Here is a 19842-nt window from a genome sequence, read left to right as displayed (position 1 = left end):
TAAAAATAAAAAAGATGTTAAAAGTCATTTCCTGGAGCTCCAGGGCTTTGCGCTTGTGCTTTTTGAGGACTTAAAATAAGATAAGTTCCTAAAGCAGTTAAAGCTGCATACTTACCATAACCACCTATTTTTTTTAGAGCCTCTTTTCTAGAGATGTCTGTACTTTTATTTTGAATTTGTTTTTTCATGATAGTATTTTGTATTACTCTAAAATAATTTTCTTGCTAATTTTCCCTAAACTAGATCTTAATTCAACGATATAAACACCTACAGCTGTTTTAGGTAATTGAATTACGTGAGAACCTGTTGATTTAAGTTCAGTACTAATTACTTTTTTACCTAAAATTGAATATACATTTACAGAAGTTTTATCGGTTTGTAAACCAGCAACAGTTAAGGTATTGTTAGTAGATCTATAAATACTTACATTTTGTAACTCTTGTGTAGTAGGTATATTCTCTAATTTTTTAGAAGTAGTATGAATATAAAACTGTCCAGTTGATTTACTAGTGTTCTTTACAGTTATTTTATAATTACCCTGAGAAAGATTTGTAAAAGTATTTGCAATTCTATCTTCTAAATATACATCCATTCCTTCAGGAAGGTTTTTAGAGCTAACAGAAAATGTTAATTCCTTTCCAGCTTCAGTAGTTAACCCAATAGGTATTACCATTGTTTCTAAATTAGTATTTGGTAAGGTTTGAATAGCTAGTTTTTTACCTTTATTGTTTTCTAACAACTCAGTATATATAGTAAAATCTTCTTTTACACCACTAAATATTTTAGAATCATAGCCGTTATCAAAACCAGTAGTCTTGTTAGCTACGTAAAATACTTTAGTTGATTTTTTACTTGCATCATTTTCTACAAATAGCTCAAAAGAAGTTTTTGGAGTTTGTCTCATAAAAGTATCAGTATTTTGATGACTTCTATTACTTGTGCTATATAAAACAGTATTATTAGTACTGGCCTCAACAAAGAACCCTTGCGCAGGTGCAATTTCTATAGGACTAACAGCATTATATGTTACATATTGCGTTCCATCCCATAACCAAATTGTTTCCTCTGTAAGAACAGTTGTATTTGTGGTAGTAAAGGCAGCTGAATTTATATATGAAGTATAAGGATTACCTAATAAGTTAAAGTTATCTCTAGTTCCTTGATTAACAGGAAAGCTAACATTAGATGTGTTTATACTACCTGTGATAGATACATCACCAGGTACAGTTAATTTCATAGAGATTCCAACTCCTGAAGGAATAGCTCCTGTAGAAGCAGCAGTAGAATATATCCAACTTGGTCCGGTATTATTTAAGTATCCTCCAAGACCAATATTACTTCCTGTTCCGTTCGCAAAAGTATGGCTTGCAATAACGTCTTGTTGCGTTTCACCATTAACCGGTGCCGCAACTAAATACCAGTTAGTAGTAGGTAAGTTTCTTTTATAAGTAACAGGCCCTGTAACAGTGCTGTTTGGCTTAAAAGTAGCTCCTGAATTAATAGTTAATGAATTAAATGTTACCGCAACATTGGCTGTAGGGTAATTATTTAAACCACTAGGAATAATAATATCTGCATTTGTAGATGGTACTGTATTCGTATTCCAGTTTAATGCCGTAGCCCAATCGTTGCTTGTACTTCCTGTCCAAGTAACATTACTTGAGGTAATTGTTACAGAAACGTTAGAGCTATTAGGACAAGACCCAGTAGTTGTATATGTTATTGTATACGTATTGGCTGTAGAAGCTGAAACATCAATAGTACCAGTTGCAGCATTTATACTTAAACCAGCAGTAGAACTAAAAGTACCGCCACCTAAGCCTGTTATTGTTGGTGTTGGATCTGAATCGTTAGTAGTATAGTTTCCTGCTCCATAACTAAAACTTGCATCATCTATAGCATTAACGGTAATACTTGTTGTTTTTGTTGCTGAGCATAAACCAGGAGTTTCATAGCGTACCATATAGGTGTTAGGGGTGCTTGCCGAAAGATCAATTGTTCCTGTATTAGAATTAATACTTAAGCCAGCAGCTGATGAAAACGTACCTCCTGATACACCTGTAATAGTAGGTGTTGGGTCTGCCTCATCAGCACAATATGCAGAAGCGTTATAACTAAATGAAGCATCTTCTCTTGTTGTCGTTGTAATGGTTACTGTTCCACATGTACTAGGAGTAACACAACCTCCCTCTCCTCTAATATAATAGGTTGTTGTTCCGACAGGTGGTGTTACTATAGCTGAACTAGAAGTAGTTGTGGCAACAAGTGTACCACCACAAGAACCTGTATACACATGCCATTGTATAGCATCATTTAATGTACCTGATATTGAAATTAAAGCAGAATTTCCATCACAAATTATACCAGGAGCATAAGTTACTGATGGGATAGTTGGAGCTGTACACGTGCTAACTAAAACATTTGTAGTTGCCCCAACACTATTTAAGGTAGTGTTAGCATTAGCGTTTCCTGAATCAGCTAAAGTACCACCATTGGTAGCTAAAGTACCAATAGCAATACCATCTGTATCTAAATCACCACTTTGCACGGTATATCTAAATAATAAAGTACTAGACCCGCTACCACTTATATACGCTGCTTGATTTACAGTAGCGCCAATAGTAATTGCTATCTGAGGAGTACCACCTGTAGTAACAGCGGTTATATTTTCATTAAAGTTAACAGTGAAATCTAAATTTTGTCCAAGTGCATAAGTACCATTAGCAGGTACAGCTACACTACTAACTATAGGGCTTACTGCACTTGAAATTACAGTAGTTGCAGTATCAGTATCAGTATCAGTGCCGTCATTTATAACTACTGTGAATGTTGTAGTTTCTGAGGTACTTGTTCTGTTATCTGTTGGATCATAAGATAAAACTCTTAATTTAGCTTGTAAATCTGCAGGAGTAGTACTTGCAATAGCGTAAGGACCAGTACCAGTTAATCCTGTACCAGATAACACACCTTTTGCATTATCATCTAAAGTAATAGTTGCTGAAAGATTATCTCCATCGGCATCAGTTGTTGTTATAGCAGAAAAAGGTAATATTGTAGCATTATCATTTACTACTTGACCTGCTGATGTACCAGCGACTAATGGAGCAGTGTTTGATACTGCGGCTGTTATAATAATAGTATCTAATGACCATCCTCCAATAAAAGGAGAAGAAGGTGTTAATACTAATTCATCAATATCTAAGAAAGATCCTGTTGTTGGGTTTGTTAAATCAACATTAATTAGAGTATTGTGTCCTACATTAATAAGCTTTGTACCTACTTCTATCCCATTTTTTTTTCCTGATGCGGTAAATGATAAAGTTGAAGCTCCAGAATTATATTCGTATGCAAAATCAAAACTTGTAATGCCTATTTCTCCACCTGAATCGGTAGATAAAGTGGATGAATTTGTTGTTCCTGAAGAATCACCTCCAAAAAACAAAGAAGCCTCAGCTCCTCCAGCTGTAGAATTTGTTCCTGCTCCATTTCCTGATAAAGCAAAAGCAATAATTCTTGAATTTGAAGAAGTCATAGATACATCAAATCCGTTTAATAAAGGATTTGTACTTTGATCAGCACTTGGATTTAGTGCATTAACTATAACTGTAGTTGAGGTACCAAATTCCATTGTGCTTGGAGTCTGTGCATATAATTGCATTGATAAAGTAAAAAGTGGAATTAATAAAAGTTTTAAGTAATATTGTTTCATTTTTTATTATGTATTTGGTTAAGTATTTTAAATATAGTTAGAAAATATTTCTTAACATGAAGATTTTCAGCCTATTTAATAGGAGGTACTAATTAAGACTCTAATGAAATTCCATTAGAGTCTTAGTTAATATGGTAAAGTAATTTAATTTCTAGAAGGAAATATTCCTTGTAAAGCTATTATATAATTTACTGCTATATATGGTTGTCTGTTATCAAAGGCTTGGTTCCCACCGTTATTTAAAATAGTTAAACCAGCATTACCACTAATGGGTTGTCCGTTTACAATATTTCCCGCACTAGGAGGGCCAAAAGATTTCACTTTTGTAGCACTTAAACCATTACCATATTCTGCAGCAGCAGGTACATCTCCAGCTTGAGGTGTTTCGTTTACAGCATTTTCAGTGCTCAATAAAATGTGCTGATTGCCACTAGTAGTGTTAGTTGTTAAGTGGTTGTGAGATGGCATTTGTGCTACAGTTAGTGTTCTGGTTTCAGCACCTCCCCTTTGCCCCCATCTATAAGTAGATAACCCTGGTCCGCTTCTAGGTCCAAAAGGAACTCTACCACGTAAATCTGGTAAAGCAAAAGTTGATCTTCCATCTCCACCATAAGTAGTTCCTAACAACGAAAACAATGCCTGGTTTTGAGAGATAGATAATAATTGTCCATCACAAAAAGCCCATCCTCTAGGAGCAAAGTTCCCAGCAAATATTTTAACTTCACCTAGCATTGCTTCTTGCGCTTTACTTGTTGTAGTTGAAAGTAAGTAAATAAACAATAGCCCTAGAAATTTAATTTTTAGTTTCATAATCTGTAAAATTTAGTTTATTAATATTTTTTTCTCTAAAGACATTGATGTTAATCTCTTTACTATTAAAGTAAAAAAGAATATGTTGTGTACGTGTCTTCTGTACTCAAATTTAGGAATAGAGGTAATAGAAATAGTAAAAAATTCCTTAAGCGTATAAATTATAGGCATAAAGAATAATATAAAAGGTATAGGAAAAACGTTTTATTTAAAGAAAACATTTTACAAAGAAAAAAACTAATAAGCGTAATTAACTTTTACGCCAGAAGAATGGGGTTAATAATATTAATACAGTAAAAAGCTCTAAACGACCAATTAACATTAGGAAAGAGCAGAACCATTTTGCTCCGATAGATAAATGATTAAAATTATCAACGGGGCTTACAGTTCCTATTGCAGGTCCGATATTACCCAAAGACGATGCACATGCACCTAAGGCTGAATAAAAATCTAAACCAAAAAAAGTTAATACTACTGTACCTGATATAAAAATAAGCATGTATACAACAAAGAACGAAAGTATGTTAAATACAATGGTTTGTTTTACGGCTTTACCATCATAACGAACGGGAATAATAGCATTAGGATGTAATGATTTTTTAAATTCTAAAAAGCTGTTTTTAAGCATTACAATATGGCGAACAATTTTTACACCACCAGAAGTAGACCCTGCTGATCCTCCCAAGAAGAATAAAGAGAAGAACATTGCTGTTACAAAAAAGCTCCACATTGTAAAATCGGCAGTTACAAATCCGGTTGTAGTTACAACTGAAATTACAGAAAATAACGCATGTCTAACAGCACTTTCTACCTTTCCGAAAACCATTGGGTGATCGATAGAAGTTTGTAAAGCCGGATCTTGATAAAAAATAATCATAACCGCAATAATTGCAGATATGGTTAATGTACCAAATAAATAATATTTAAATTCTTCACTCTGAATTACTTTCCTGAATTTTCCTTTTAAAGCAAAATAAGTTAGTACAAAATTAGTACCTGCTACAAACATGAAAAATATAATAATATATTGAATTAAAGGAGAACCATTCCAATGAGCAACACTTGCGTTTTTAGTTGAGAATCCACCAGTACTAACCGTTGCCATAGCATGGTTAATGGCATCAAACCAATTCATACCTGCTACTTTTAAAAGTAAGAGTTCAACAATAGTAAGTAGTACATAAATTTGCCATAATCGTTTAGCAGTGTCTGTAATACGTGGGTGTAATTTATCTGCCGACGGTCCTGGAGCTTCCGCCATAAATAATTGCATTCCTCCAATACCTAATAAAGGCAATATTGCAATGGTTAGTACAATAATTCCCATACCACCAATCCAATGTGTTGCACTACGCCAAAAAAGAATTCCTTTAGGCATAGATTCTATATCTGTTAAGATAGATGAACCGGTTGTTGAATAACCAGATATTGTTTCAAAGAAAGCATTTGTAATACTAGGAATACTACCAGATAATAAATAAGGTAGCATACCTGTAATAGACAGCGTAAGCCATCCGAAGGTAACTATAAGATACCCTTCTTTTTTTTGAATTTTTTTATTATCAGGCTTGTTAAAAAAATAGAGAATTGAGCCAATCGCAATAGTAATAACACCCGCATTTAAAATTCCCCATTTACAATTTTCATCATAATAAAAGCTAAAAGGTAATGAAAGCCACATGAATAAACCGTTAAGAATAGCGGTTACACCTAAAAAACGATAAATTAATTTTAGATTAAGGTTTTCCATTATTTAAATAAATCTTCTACAACTGATATTGCCTCTGGTAAACAAAAAACGATAGCTTTATCTCCTCCTTTTAATTGAAAATCTCCAAAAGACATATGAGGTTTACCATCTCTAATTACACCTCCAAAAACTGCTTCTCTCGGAAAACGTAAATCTTTAATAGGCTTTTCTGTTACTTTAGCATTTGATGGTACTTCAAACTCAAAAACTTCGGCATCAATATTATGTAAATTAGCTAAAGCTAATATATCTCCTTTACGGATGTGACGAAAAATGCTACTAGCAGCAATTAATTTTTTATTAATAAGCGTATCTATACCTATAGTTTGCGATATGTTTATATAATCCATATTTTCAACTAAAGCGACTGTTTTTTTAACACCTTTAGATTTTGCAACTAAACAAGACATAATATTGGTTTCAGAGTCACCAGTAACGGCAACAAAAGCATCCATTTCTCGAATATTTTCACCTTCTAAAAGTTCTATATTTCTACCGTCACCATGAACAACTAACGTATCCATTAAATCTTCAGCAAGGCTTAATGCCTTTTCTCTTTTACGTTCTATTAATTTTACTTTAAAATTATCTTTACAAAGACTTCTTGCTGTTTTTCTACCAATACTACTACCGCCAAGAATCATAACATTTTTAATGTTAACATGTTCTTTTCCAATAATAGGATATAGTTTAGATATACTATAATTTGGTACTGAAAAATAAACTTGATCGTTCATTTTATAGGTAGTATCACCACGAGGAATAATAGTTTGTGCTATTCCTTCTCGCTTTATTGCAATGGTAATAAAATCGACTAAACTAAATTTTTCTTTAGCTTCCCTAACGGTTAGATCTAATATTTTTGATTTATAACCAAGGGCAGTTCCCATAATATTAAAGACACCATTTTCAAAGGCAACAGTATCATTAAAGGAGGATTGATTTAAAAGTAATTTTATTTCTTCAGCAGCTAAAGCTTCTGGAGAAATCATGAAATCTACTCCAAAATCTTTAAAATTGATACTATCATTTTTTAAAAACTCGGGGTTGTTTATTCTTGCAATTGTCTTTTTTACACCTAATGCTTTACCTATTACAGATATGGCGAAGTTGGTGTTTTGACTCTCGGTAACAGCCAATAATAAATCAGCAGAACCAATACCAATTTCTTTTAATAACTTAATAGAAGTTGCATCTCCTTTTTTGGTAATTACATCTAAATGATTATTGATATAATTCAGCTTTTCGCCGTCAAAATCAATCACAAAAGTATCTTGAGATTCGTAAGAAAGGAGTTTAGCCAAGTGAAAACCTACGCTTCCTGCTCCGGCTATTATAATTTTCATATGTAAGTTTGAAAAATGATAGAATGCAAAGATACTGTGCTTCTTTTGGTTGTGCAAAAAATGAATTATATTTATCTATAATTCTGATACTGTAATAGATGAAAAAGATATCAATTAAATCTTGGGCTTTAGATGATAGGCCTCGTGAAAAATTAATGCTAAAAGGTAAATCTGTTTTATCGGATGCAGAGTTGGTTGCTATTTTAATAGGCTCGGGTAATAGAGAAGAAAGTGCTGTTGCATTGTCTCAAAAAATATTAGCATCCGTAAATCATGATTTAAACACTTTAGCAAAATTATCTATTGAAGAATTAATGGAATTTAAAGGAATAGGGGAGGCAAAGGCAATTTCAATAATAACAGCCTTAGAGTTCGGGAAAAGAAGACAGTTTAAAGAAAGTAATACGGTTTCAAAAATAAAAAGCTCATTAGACGTCGCTACCATATTACAACCGTTTTTAGGAGATTTAGAACATGAAGAGTTTTGGGTGTTGTATTTAAATAATTCAAATAAAATATTAGCAAAACATCAATTAAGTAAAGGAGGTTTTACGGCAACTTTGGTAGATGTACGATTGTTATATCAAAAGGCATTAAAGTTATCAGCAGTAGGTATTATTGTATCTCATAATCATCCGTCAGGAAAATTAAGCCCTAGTAAATCAGATATTGAACTTACCAATAAAATTAAAGAAGCTGGAGCTACTTTAGATATAAAACTCTTAGACCATTTAATAATTACTGAAAAAACGTATTTTAGCTTTGCAGACGAAGGTATACTATAGTAGTTTGCACATATCTTTAATACTATGATACTTATTTATACTCATAAAATTACGCCTCGTGTTCGGTATGTTTTTAAGCATATTTTTACACGCATACTGCAAATTCCTATCGATTTTACAGGTAAAGTAGAAGAGTTTGTTGCGTATAATGGACCTAAGTTTTCGTATACAAACGTAGCTTTAGGAAAAGAGTTTTTTGTAAAAAGTAACGAATTATTGTTTCAGCAAGGAGTGAAAGATTTTGAAGTGATTTTTAAAAAATGGGATGATATTCCTTGCTTTTTTCCAACAGACGAACAATCAGAAATACCTTTTGATATTTTTGCTGCAAGCTTTTATTTGGTATCTAGATATGAAGAGTATTTACCACAAGTAAAAGATGAACATGGACGATTTACGGCAAAAAATAGTATTGCTTTTAAACATGGTTTTTTAGAAAAGCCAGTAGTTGATATTTGGGCATATAAATTTTTAGAAACTTTAAAAGTTAAGTTCCCCGATTATGAGCATTCTGTAAGAAAATATCAATACATCTCTACAGTTGATGTAGACAATGCTTTTGCATACAAGTATAAAAGTTTTGTTAGAACTGTAGGTGGGTTTTTAAAAGATGCATCACATTTAAAAATATTTACAATTTGGGATAGGTTAGCAGTTTTGTTTAATATAAAAAGAGATCCTTTTAATACTTTTAAATCAATAATAGAGTTAAAAAAAATATATGAAGTAAGAACTATTTTTTTCTTCCTAATAGGTGATTATACTACTTTTGATACCAATGTATCAGCATCAAAAAGAAAGTTTAAGCTCTTAATAAAAGACACGGTAGATTATGCTCGGGTAGGTTTACACCCATCATATTACACTATGAATAATAGTGATATGTTAAAGAAAGAAAAAGAACGGTTAGAAAACATTATAAATATGCCAATACGCCGTTCACGACAGCATTATTTACGATTATCTTTGCCTGAAACATATCAGAATTTAATCGATTTAGAGATAGAGGAAGATTATTCGATGGGATATGCAAGTCATACTGGTTTTAGGGCAGGAACCTGTACTCCTTTTTATTTTTACGATTTAGAATTTGAAATTCAAACACCTTTAAAAGTATTTCCGTTTGCTTTAATTGATACAACTTTAAATGATTACCTGAAGCTGACACCGAAACAGTCATTAGGTAAAATTAGAGATCTTAAAAACGAAGTAAAAGCTGTAAACGGACTTTTTATTACCGTTTTTCATAATGAAAGTTTAGGTAATTATCAACGATGGAAAGGTTGGAGGCGGGTATATAGTTCGATGCTTAAAATAGTTAGAAATTAATTAAAACCCTTTTTGGGCACTATATTAGTATGAATATAAAACATATTTTTTTTGATTTAGATCACACACTTTGGGATTTTGATAAAAATTCAAAATTAACCTTTAAACAAATTATTGAAGAGCAGGGTGTAAAATTGAACGTAGATGAATTTTTAAACATTTATTTACCTATTAATTTAAAATACTGGAAGCTATATAGAGATGAAAAAGTATCTAAATCAACTTTAAGATATGGTAGGTTAAAAGAAACTTTTGATGCTTTAAACTATAAAATATCAGACGATTTAATTAGTATCATTTCTGAAGATTATATTAAATACTTACCTAATTATAATCATTTGTTTGAAGGAACTGTGGAGGTTTTAGAGTATTTAAAACAAAAATATGAATTGCATATCATTACGAATGGTTTTGAAGAGGTTCAAAATTTAAAGATGCAAAAAGCAGGAATAGATACATATTTTAAAGAAGTTATTACTTCGGAAAGTGTGGGTGTTAAGAAACCAAACCCTAAAGTATTTGAGTTTGCCTTAATGAAAGCAGAAACAATAGCAAAAGAAGCTATAATGATAGGAGATAGTTATGAAGCAGATATTTTAGGTGCTTTAAATTGTGGTATGTTAGCGATTCATTTTACAAATGAAACTACACCTAAAAAAGGAGTGATAAATATTCAATCATTAATACAATTAAAACAATATTTATAAAATAATTTTTATATAATTTATAATAAACATGAATAAATTACTTTTTATTTTTTTGATGCTATCAGCATCAATCTTTGCTCAAAAAAACATTAACAATTATAAGTATGTAATTGTGCCTAAGAAATTTGATTTTGTTAAAAAAGAGGATCAATATCAAACAAGTTCATTAACTAAATTTTTGTTTAATAACGCAAATTTTAATGCGTTATCTTCAGAAGAAGAATTCCCATTAGGTTTAGCTAATGATAGATGTTTAGGGCTAGTAGCTTTTGTTAAAGATGATTCACGTTTATTCACTACTAAAATTGTGATAGAGTTAAAGGATTGTTTTAACAATATTATTTTTTCATCTAAAGAAGGGAGAAGTAAACAGAAAGATTATAAGAAAGCTTATCACGAATCTATACGTGATGCTTTTAAATCTATTGAAGCTTTAAACTATAGTTATACACCTCTTAAAGTAGAAAAGGCATCTTCGCCTATAGCGGTTTCAAAGATTAAAGTTATAGAACCTAAAATAGATGTAAAAAATAATATTAAAGAAACAAAAGCAACAAGTTTATATGCGCAATCAACCCCTAAAGGATTTCAATTGGTAAATACAAAACCAGAAGTTATTTTTCAAATATTAAAAACAAATGCTAAAGATGTTTTTATACTGAAGGATAAAAACGGAATTTTATACAAATATAATGGTATTTGGATTGCAGAATATTATAAAGAAAGTATAAAAGTTATTGAGAAATACGAAGTTAAATTTTAATTTCTATTTAAAATAATATTAAAAAAGAGCACTATTTTAGCGCTCTTTTTTAATAATTATATTTATCCTTCCAGCGTTGTTTTAATAATTCTCTAAATTGATTTTCTCTAGCATTATTACCAGGCTCATATAGTTTCGTGTTCTTAATCTCATCAGGTAAAAATTCTTGATTCACAAAGTTACCAGCATAATTATGTGAATATTGGTACTCTTTACCATAATCTAAATCTTTCATTAGTTTTGTAGGAGCATTTCTTAAGTGCAACGGAATTGATAAATCTCCTGTTGTTCTTACTAAGTTCTGAGCTTCGCCAATTGCCATATAAGAAGCATTACTTTTTGCAGAATTAGCTAAGTAAATAGCGCATTGACTTAATATAATCCTAGATTCAGGATAACCAATTACAGACACAGCCTGGAATGTATTATTGGCCATAATAAAGGCAGTAGGGTTTGCATTACCAATATCTTCTGAAGCAGCAATAAGAAGCCTACGGGCAATAAATTTCACATCTTCGCCACCTTCAATCATTCTAGCCAACCAATACACAGCACCGTTAGGATCGCTACCTCTTATCGATTTTATAAAAGCCGAAACAATATCGTAATGTTGGTCACCAGTTTTATCATAACGAACAGTATTTTTCTGAATTTTAGATAACACTAATTCATTTGTAATTTCAATCTCATCATCAGCGGCTACTAATAATTCAAAAATATTTAATAATTTACGAGCATCTCCTCCTGATACTTGCAATAAGGCATCGGTTTCTTTTAAAGTTATCTTTTTTTGTGATATAAGATCGTCTTCTTTCATAGCTCTGTTCAAAAGAGCTATTAAATCATTTTTATCAAAAGAATTTAAAATATATACTTGGCAGCGAGAGAGTAGGGCAGGTATCACTTCAAAACTAGGGTTTTCAGTTGTTGCGCCGACTAAAGTAACCCATCCTTTTTCTACGGCGGCTAAGAGTGAATCTTGCTGAGATTTACTAAAACGATGAATTTCATCAATAAATAGAATAGGATTTTTTTGTGTAAACAATCCACCACTTTTTTTAGCTTTTTCAATGACTTCTCTAACATCTTTCACGCCCGAACTTATTGCACTTAAGGTGTAAAAAGGACGGCCAGATTCATTGGCAATAATATTTGCTAATGTTGTTTTTCCGATACCAGGAGGTCCCCAAAGAATTAAAGAAGGAATGATGCCTTGTTTAATATGATTTGTTAAAATTCCGCTTTCGCCAACCAGGTGTTGTTGACTAATATAATCTGATAATTTTTGTGGACGTATTCTTTCTGCCAAAGGTTCATTCATGATGTAAAAATATAAAAGATTTATGACAGATGTTCCGAAATTGTTGTTTGGATTTATTTTTGTTATTTTCATACTGATGAAAACAGATACTCAATTAAAATTTTCTAACAACGTTTTTCTTATTCCGGTTATTTTTGTTTTCCTAATATGGTTTATTTATTGGGTAGAAATTACTTTCGGATTAAATTTTAATAAATATGGGGTAGCACCCAGAAAATTTTATGGTTTAAGAGGTGTTTTAGCATCTCCATTTATACATAGTGATACGAGTCACCTTTTTAATAACTCGGTGCCTTTATTTGTGCTTTCTAGTTGTCTTTTTTATTTTTATAATAAGGTAGCACTAAAAGTTTTAACTTTAGGAGCTTTATTAACAGGTCTTTTAACATGGATTATAGCCTCTAGTTCCTACCATATTGGCGCGAGTGGTATTGTATATTTATTGTTCAGTTTTATTTTTTTTAGCGGAATAATAAGAAAACACTATCGATTGGTAGCTGTTTCGTTAATTATAATTTTTCTCTACGGAAGTATGATTTGGTATGTATTACCAATTAAAGAAGGTATGTCTTGGGAAGGACATCTTTCTGGATTAATATCTGGCCTTATTTTAGCTGTTTTTTATAGAAATATAGGTATAGTAAAAGAGAAATATCAGTTTTCTAAAACTGATTTTGACGATTTGTTTGATGAAGAAGGTAATTATATGCCACCTGAAATTAACGAAGAGGTTGAATTAACTAAATTATCAGAAATACATTATAAGTATTTTTATAAAGAAGAATAAAAAAAACCTGCTATACAGCAGGTTTTTTATTTATATTATTGTCGTTGTCTTAGTGTTTCATATAGAAATACACCACAGGCAACTGAAACATTTAAAGATTCAATTTCACCAAGTAAAGGCAATTTGGCTTTGTAATCTACCATTTTTAAAACAGAAGAACTTACACCTTTGTGCTCAGAACCCATTATAATTGCCATTGGTTGATTTAAATCAACATCAAAAACAGAATCTTCTGTTTTTTCGCTAGCAGCAACCATTTTTATATCTGCCGCTTGTAATTGAAACATAGCATCTTTAATATGATCTACTTTACAGATAGGTATTTTAAAAGCTGCACCAGCTGATGTTTTTATAGTTTCAGCATTTACAGGAGCACTACCACTTTTTTGAATGATAATTCCGTTAACACCAGTACATTCAGCAGTTCTAATAATAGCACCAAAATTACGTACATCAGATACCTGATCTAACAGCAAGAATAAAGGCATTTTATCAGACTCTAAAGTAGTTTCAATTAATGTTTCTAAATCATTAAAATCTACTGGAGAAATTTTAGCAACAGCTCCTTGATGATTGCTGTGCTTAGACAATCTATCAAGTTTTTCTATAGGAACAACACTAGTTGATACTCTGTTTTTTCGTAATAACTTATCTAATTCAAAAAATAACTCGCCTCTAAGTCCTTTTTGTAGATATACTTTGTTAATTGATGCATCACTTTCAATAGCCTCAATAATTGCTCTAATACCAAAAATAGTAGTGTTTTCTTCCATGCTGCAAATGTAGTTGAATTTATTGTAAAAAAAAACCACCTCGTTAGAGGTGGTTCTTTCGCTTAAATATTTAAAATATTATAAAGTAAAAGCTATAGCTGCAGAACTTGTAAAACTATCTTGCGCTATTGTTGCGATAGTAGCCCCGTTGGCTTTAACGCTGTAACCATGACCTCCATCACCATAAGAATCATATACTTCTAGTGTATAATCTCCTTCAGGTAAACACCCAGCAGCAACAGAAATACCGTCTTCTAAATCAGCATATGCACCATAACCGAATGGAGTAGCACTTGCTATTACAGTTGCTCCTGTAGCATCTAAAATTCTCCAAGCAATTTCTTCAGGATAACCATCATCAAAAGTAATATCCATTGCAAGTTTTACAGTTCCTGCACCACAAAGTCTAGAAACATTGTAAGTAGCAACTTGACCAACTGCGTATTCATCTGAAGTTAATCTTAACATGATAGTTTGGTCTGTATCTAACCAAGTCCCATCAGTTATAGAAATTGAAATCATCCCTTTATTAGATCCTCCTGGAACTGTCACAGTAGAAGGTATAGAATAAAACCCTGCATCAGCAGTACTAGCTTCCAATACTTCTATATTAAACGTTTTATCGCTAGAAGATTTATTTGTAGTGTAGAAATAAAATTCTTGAGAAGCTTCTGTCCCTTCAGATACGTCAAAAGAAACATCAGTTTTTCCAAAAGAGATATATTTTAAATCAGATGTTTCAATTTGTTCTTCACAACTAGTAAAGGTTAAAAAAGAGATAGAAAGTAAAAATAAAAATAAATATTTTTTCATAATTATTGGTTTTCAAAAAATATAATTATAGAAAGCTTTCTGTAATTATAGAAAGCTTTCTAAATATATATTATTAGTTAATAAAAGGGTTATTTTGAACTTCTGAACGTGGAATAGGATAAGTTAATCTTTCATCTGTATGAGGAATAGATAATCCAGAAAGAAAAACATGATTAGTACCTCTAGTCATCATTTGCTTATTCCTTTTCATAGATAAATAACTCTTTCCTTCACCCCATAATTCTTTTCTTGTTTCTAAAATAACTTCATCTAATAATGCACTACCAGCTAATGCATCAACATAAGCATAATCAGCAGCATTAGTATATCTTTTTGATAATAATTGCTTTAAAGTACTTTTAGCATCACCATCCATACCTTCTTTAGCTGACATCTCAGCAGATAATAAATACATTTCAGCAACTCTCATGAATACATAATCATCTTCAATGTTCCTTTGTCCACCAATAACTCTAGCACCATTATAAAACTTGTTTCTAGGTTGTAAGTCGTTAGTAGGATCAAATTGAGTTTTTCTAATGTCGTTAGCATCTATAGAAGCATATAAAACATCATCCATTCCTTTTTTATCACCAGCCCATTGGTAACTGTATGTAAATACATCCATTTGACCCCACCATGAAACTAAATCTAAACCGTTAGCTAAAGTAACATCAAATCCCCAGATCCATCCTGGTGTACCAACGTTATTAAAACCTCCAGTAACTTCACTAGCATCCATAAGAGGATAACCTGCAATTACTTCATTAGCTAAGTTTTTAGCTTTAATGTTTGAAGCGCTATCGCCTTTAGCAGCATAAGTATATGCTAGTAATCCTTTTGCGACATCGGCATTTACAGCAGATTTTGAAGTTCTTGAAAAACCATCTAAAAGAGTAATAGCAGATGAAAGATCGCTAATAATTTGATCGAACACCTCACTCATTGGAGCTTGAGGTTCCACGTCTTTTACCTCTGTATATAAAGGTAATATAGCTTCAGAAGCATTATACTCTGCTTGATACAATTGAGATAAGTAAAAATATGCGTAAGCTCTTAAAGCTTTTGCTTGACCTAAAGAGTGTCTTGCAGATTCAGAGTCAGGAATTGCTGTATTACCTCCAAGAGAAGCAATGATTAAATTACTAGACTTAATAACTCTATAATAATATCTCCAAGGAATATAGTTATCATTGTTAGAGAAATCTAAGGTAGATTGTAAGTTAGCAAAATCACCATATCTATTATAGTTGTTTGCTGTTAAAGCTAAATCACCAGATAAAAAATCTGTGTATATATCATATCCTTTTTGACCAAAATCACTATGGTCAGTAGTACCTCCAGTAAAAGCATTTACCATCATAGAGTAAACACCATTAAGTGTAGATTCTAAAATTACAGGATTTAATGCACCAGAAGCACCTGCATCATCAACATTTATAAATTGAGTAGGGCTTTTGTCTAAGAGCTCATCACCACAACTAAATAATGTTGTAATTACAGTAAGAGCAAATACTGTTTTGATTAAATTACGTTTCATTTTTTAAATTTTTTAAATTAAATTTTTATACGAACACCTAATGTGAATGTAGATAATGGGTTGTATCTGTATCTTGCAGAAGATCCTACTAATGAAGTAGATGGGTTGTATCCTTCTCTAGCGCTTAATAAGAAAAGATTATCACCAGCTAACCATATGTTAACTCCAGAAACACCAGTGTTGTTTAGGAAGTTAGACGGTATAGTATAACCAATCCTTACATTATTTAATGCTAAATAATCAGATTTTGTTAAAAAACGAGTAGATTGACTAGTAACTCTGATATTTTGGTTACTATATAATCTTGGTACATTTGTTACATCTCCTGGGTTTTGCCATCTATCTCTGATGTCTATATGGTAGTTGTTACCACCTGCTTGATCATTACCCATAACGCTTGCGTAGTTACCATCATAACCATAACCACCTAAACTATAAGCGAATTGAGAGCTAATGTCAAAATCATGAATTTTAGCAGATAATCTAAATGCTCCTCTTACAGTAGGAATAGCAGATTTACCAACAAATTTATTTGAAGCTTCAGTATAGTCACTCGTAAGAGCTTGTTCTATTGTAGCGTCAGGGTTTAGTACTTTATATTCATATAGTTCTAAAATTTCTTCTCCAGAGTCAAACGCCCCGTTACTATTGGTATCTACATAGTTTGTTTCCCATAAAGGATTACCGTTAGAAGCATCTACACCTGCCCATACTGGCATGTAGTAATCAAATCTACTTCTTCCTTCAGTCCTACCAAAGTTACCGTCTATATCAATTATTTTATTTCTTCCTGCTGGTGTATCAAAAGGCATTTGAGTTATTTCATTTTCTAACATTTCACCATTAACAGATAAATCTAATTTAAAATTCTCTTTATTTATAATGTGACCAGTTAAATCAAATTCAAAACCTCTGTTTACAATTGATCCATCATTTTTAGTTAAAATAGCATCACCTGCTGAGATTGGAATACGAACATCAAAAAGTAAATCATCAGTATCTTTAATGTAGTAATCTAAAGAACCATCAATAATGTTATTAAATAGTCTAAATTCAGTACCTACTTGGTACATATTACTAGATTCCCATGTTAATTCTGGGTTTTCAATAGCTCCAAGAATTAAAGAAATATTACCATCTAAATTATCAATGTTATAATTGTTTTGTCCAGAATAGAAACCAGCACCACCTTGATCACCAGTTATACCGTAACTAGCTTTTAATTTTAAATAGTTTACAAAACTAGCATTACTCATGAAGTTTTCTTTACTCATAATCCATGATGCACCTGCAGACCAGAATGTACCCCATTTGTTTTTAGCAAAACGAGAAGAACCATCACGTCTAATAGTACCTGATAAGAAGTATTTATCATTATAACTATAATTTACTTGTGTAAAATAACTTTCTAAACCTGTCTCTTCAGTATATCCTTCTGGATTAGAACCCACGTTAACATAGTTAGTTGGGTTGTCTAAACCGTTAACTAAATTAACTACAGTGTTTTTACTTATAAAAGTACGATCTCTCTTCCATTCATTACTTTCATGTGCTAATAAAGCAGTTATGTTATGGTTTCCAAAACTTTTACTGTAGTTAAACATTTGTAAAAAGTTTTGTGTTAAAGCTTGACGTTGTTCTTTAAATAAACTACCACCTTGTCCTGCAGCAGAACCATAGAAAGGGTTGTTGATACTATCGTCAATAAAGCTATAATAGTTAGCTCCATATTTAGCAGTGAAAGATAAATCTTCTGTTAGGTTAAATTTAAAAGAGAAATTACCATTTATAGAATGACGCTTATTTTGACTTAAATCATAGTTAGCGTCAGCAATAGCATTTGTTAAACCTCCAAAACCTCTATTCTGACCATAATCATATTGATTACCTCCATAAAAAGGATCTTTAACGATAGCCCCATTAGCATCACGTAAAAATAAAGGATAAATAGAAGGTATATTATCTGTAAACCAAAAAATTGATCCAGAATCTTCAGATTGTCCGTTAGCAGTTTGCACTGCATAAGAGTAGTCCATATTAGCGTTAGCTTCGATCCATTTAGCAGGCTTATGCGTTACATTTAATCTTGTGCTGTAACGTTGAAAATCAGAATTCACCAAATATCCAACATCATCTAAATAACCAAATGAAGAGAAATATGTAGTTGAATCATTACCGCCACTCATACTTACGTTAGCTTCAGTTCTTATAGAAGATTGAAACCCATAATCTGACCAGTCTTCTGGAGTATATTTACGAGTAACACCAGGTCTAACTTTACCAGTAGTAGGGTCAATAAGTTCACTTACACTATTAACATTCCACATATTGTAGTCAGGGCTAATTCCAGCTCCTGAGAATAAATTAGCATTTGCATAAGCAGCCGGATCAGAACTTCCTAAGAAGTCTCCTGTGTTTCTTAATGATTCCCAAGAAAGTCCAATAAATTCATCTTGAGATTTTACAACTTCATACGCAGGTAATAACCTCATGTTAACACCTGTTTTAATATCAACAGAGATATTAGAAACTCCGTTTCTACCTTTTTTAGTTGTTATAACAATAACACCATTAGCACCTCTAGAACCATATATAGAAGTTGCAGTTGCATCTTTTAAAATAGTAGTTGATTCAATATCAGCAGGGTTAATATTACTTATACTGTTTACATAAGGTACACCATCAACAACATATAAAGGAGCACTACTACCATTAATAGTACCAAAACCTCTAATTCTAATTGTAGCAGCACTACCTGGTTGACCAGAACCGTTAACAACGGTAACACCTGCAACTTCACCTGCCAAAGCTTGTGAAACGTTAGATACAGATTTAGCTTCTAAGTATTCACTCTTAACAACTTTTGCTGTACCTGTAAACGCTTGTTTTGTAGAAGTACCGTAACCTGTAACAACAACTTCTTCTAGTAAATTGTCAGTTTCTAAAATTACATTAATAGTACTATTAGTACCAACAGATTTCTCTGCAGGTTTCATACCCACGAAAGTGTAAACTAATACATCTCCAACATTTGCTTTAATAGTATAATTACCATCAAAATCTGTTTCAGTACCTATTGTTGTACCTTTTTTAATTACTGTAACCCCAGGTAAAGGACCCGATTCATCAGAAACGGTACCTGAAATTGTTTTGTCTTGTGCAAAGGATATTTGCACAACCAACGCTAGCAAAAGCGTTAAAATTCCATTAAACTTTGTTCTCATTGTATAATTATTTGAATTAATTAGCTGCTAAAGTCCTAATTTTATCTTAAATAAACAATTTTTTAACACAATATGTTTGTTTTATTGGTAGTTGCAGGTGTTTTTTTTGAGATATTTTTGTTCTTATAGATAAAAAAACACCCAGTCCTTAATGAACTGGGTGCAATTATTGTAAAGAGATAATA

15 protein-coding genes are annotated in these 19842 nt (G+C 31.8%); 5 read left to right on the top strand and 10 right to left on the bottom strand.

Annotated features, from left to right (window positions below):
* Positions 1-17: 17 nt before the first annotated feature.
* The 5 genes from RRF68_RS06020 to trkA all read right to left on the bottom strand — a co-directional run bounded on the left by RRF68_RS06020 (position 18) and on the right by trkA (position 7615).
* A complete protein-coding gene (locus tag RRF68_RS06020) occupies positions 18-188 on the bottom strand; it encodes a hypothetical protein (RefSeq protein ID WP_315945301.1) in 171 nt (56 codons plus the stop codon).
* Positions 189-202: 14 nt separating this feature from the next.
* Positions 203-3709: a T9SS type A sorting domain-containing protein gene (locus RRF68_RS06015; protein WP_315945300.1), complete on the bottom strand. Its 3507-nt coding sequence runs from the start codon at positions 3707-3709 to the stop codon at positions 203-205.
* 144 nt (positions 3710-3853) lie between these two features.
* Entirely contained in the window at positions 3854-4441 is a 588-nt protein-coding gene (locus tag RRF68_RS06010) for a phage tail protein (RefSeq protein WP_410016842.1), read from the bottom strand.
* A gap of 328 nt (positions 4442-4769) precedes the next feature.
* Entirely contained in the window at positions 4770-6269 is a 1500-nt protein-coding gene (locus tag RRF68_RS06005) for a TrkH family potassium uptake protein (protein ID WP_315945298.1), read from the bottom strand.
* Positions 6269-7615, bottom strand: coding sequence for a Trk system potassium transporter TrkA (gene trkA, locus RRF68_RS06000; RefSeq protein ID WP_218771208.1), 1347 nt, complete (start codon positions 7613-7615; stop codon positions 6269-6271). The genes RRF68_RS06005 and trkA overlap by 1 nt, the downstream gene beginning before the upstream one ends.
* Positions 7616-7713: 98 nt before the next feature.
* Here trkA and radC point away from each other — a divergent pair, with 98 nt between their 5' ends.
* Genes radC through RRF68_RS05980 form a run of 4 tightly spaced genes read left to right on the top strand, consistent with a single transcriptional unit; the run spans position 7714 to position 11199 of the window.
* Positions 7714-8400, top strand: coding sequence for a RadC family protein (gene radC / locus RRF68_RS05995; protein ID WP_315945297.1), 687 nt, complete (start codon positions 7714-7716; stop codon positions 8398-8400).
* Positions 8401-8424: 24 nt separating this feature from the next.
* A complete protein-coding gene (locus RRF68_RS05990; protein WP_315945296.1) occupies positions 8425-9729 on the top strand; it encodes a polysaccharide deacetylase family protein in 1305 nt (434 codons plus the stop codon).
* A 29-nt stretch (positions 9730-9758) separates the two neighbouring features.
* Positions 9759-10436 (top strand): YjjG family noncanonical pyrimidine nucleotidase, encoded by a 678-nt coding sequence (locus tag RRF68_RS05985; RefSeq protein ID WP_315945295.1) that lies wholly within the window; start codon positions 9759-9761, stop codon positions 10434-10436.
* A gap of 28 nt (positions 10437-10464) precedes the next feature.
* Entirely contained in the window at positions 10465-11199 is a 735-nt protein-coding gene (locus RRF68_RS05980; RefSeq protein ID WP_315945294.1) for a hypothetical protein, read from the top strand.
* A 49-nt stretch (positions 11200-11248) separates the two neighbouring features.
* Here RRF68_RS05980 and RRF68_RS05975 read toward each other — a convergent pair whose 3' ends face one another.
* On the bottom strand, positions 11249-12520 hold the full coding sequence (locus RRF68_RS05975) for a replication-associated recombination protein A (RefSeq protein ID WP_315945363.1): 1272 nt from the start codon (positions 12518-12520) through the stop codon (positions 11249-11251).
* Positions 12521-12596: 76 nt separating this feature from the next.
* Here RRF68_RS05975 and RRF68_RS05970 point away from each other — a divergent pair, with 76 nt between their 5' ends.
* On the top strand, positions 12597-13307 hold the full coding sequence (locus tag RRF68_RS05970) for a rhomboid family intramembrane serine protease (RefSeq protein ID WP_315945293.1): 711 nt from the start codon (positions 12597-12599) through the stop codon (positions 13305-13307).
* 35 nt (positions 13308-13342) lie between these two features.
* On the opposite strand, the gene rlmB is transcribed toward RRF68_RS05970, so the two are convergent.
* The 4 genes from rlmB to RRF68_RS05950 form a co-directional block, all read right to left on the bottom strand.
* Positions 13343-14080 carry a 23S rRNA (guanosine(2251)-2'-O)-methyltransferase RlmB gene (rlmB, locus tag RRF68_RS05965; protein WP_315945292.1) on the bottom strand — a complete coding sequence of 246 codons (738 nt, stop codon included), beginning with the start codon at positions 14078-14080 and terminating at the stop codon, positions 13343-13345.
* A 78-nt stretch (positions 14081-14158) separates the two neighbouring features.
* The gene (locus RRF68_RS05960; RefSeq protein WP_218771201.1) at positions 14159-14893 is read right to left on the bottom strand and encodes a hypothetical protein; all 735 of its coding nucleotides are present in this window, start codon (positions 14891-14893) and stop codon (positions 14159-14161) included.
* A gap of 73 nt (positions 14894-14966) precedes the next feature.
* A complete protein-coding gene (locus RRF68_RS05955; protein WP_315945291.1) occupies positions 14967-16433 on the bottom strand; it encodes a RagB/SusD family nutrient uptake outer membrane protein in 1467 nt (488 codons plus the stop codon).
* 17 nt (positions 16434-16450) lie between these two features.
* The gene (locus RRF68_RS05950; protein WP_218771199.1) at positions 16451-19657 is read right to left on the bottom strand and encodes a SusC/RagA family TonB-linked outer membrane protein; all 3207 of its coding nucleotides are present in this window, start codon (positions 19655-19657) and stop codon (positions 16451-16453) included.
* Positions 19658-19842: the final 185 nt, after the last annotated feature.

It is taken from the genome of Tenacibaculum sp. HL-MS23, from assembly GCF_032463465.1.
Lineage (GTDB): Bacteria > Bacteroidota > Bacteroidia > Flavobacteriales > Flavobacteriaceae > Polaribacter > Polaribacter bernardetii.
This window is presented reverse-complemented; position numbering and strand designations above follow the sequence as displayed.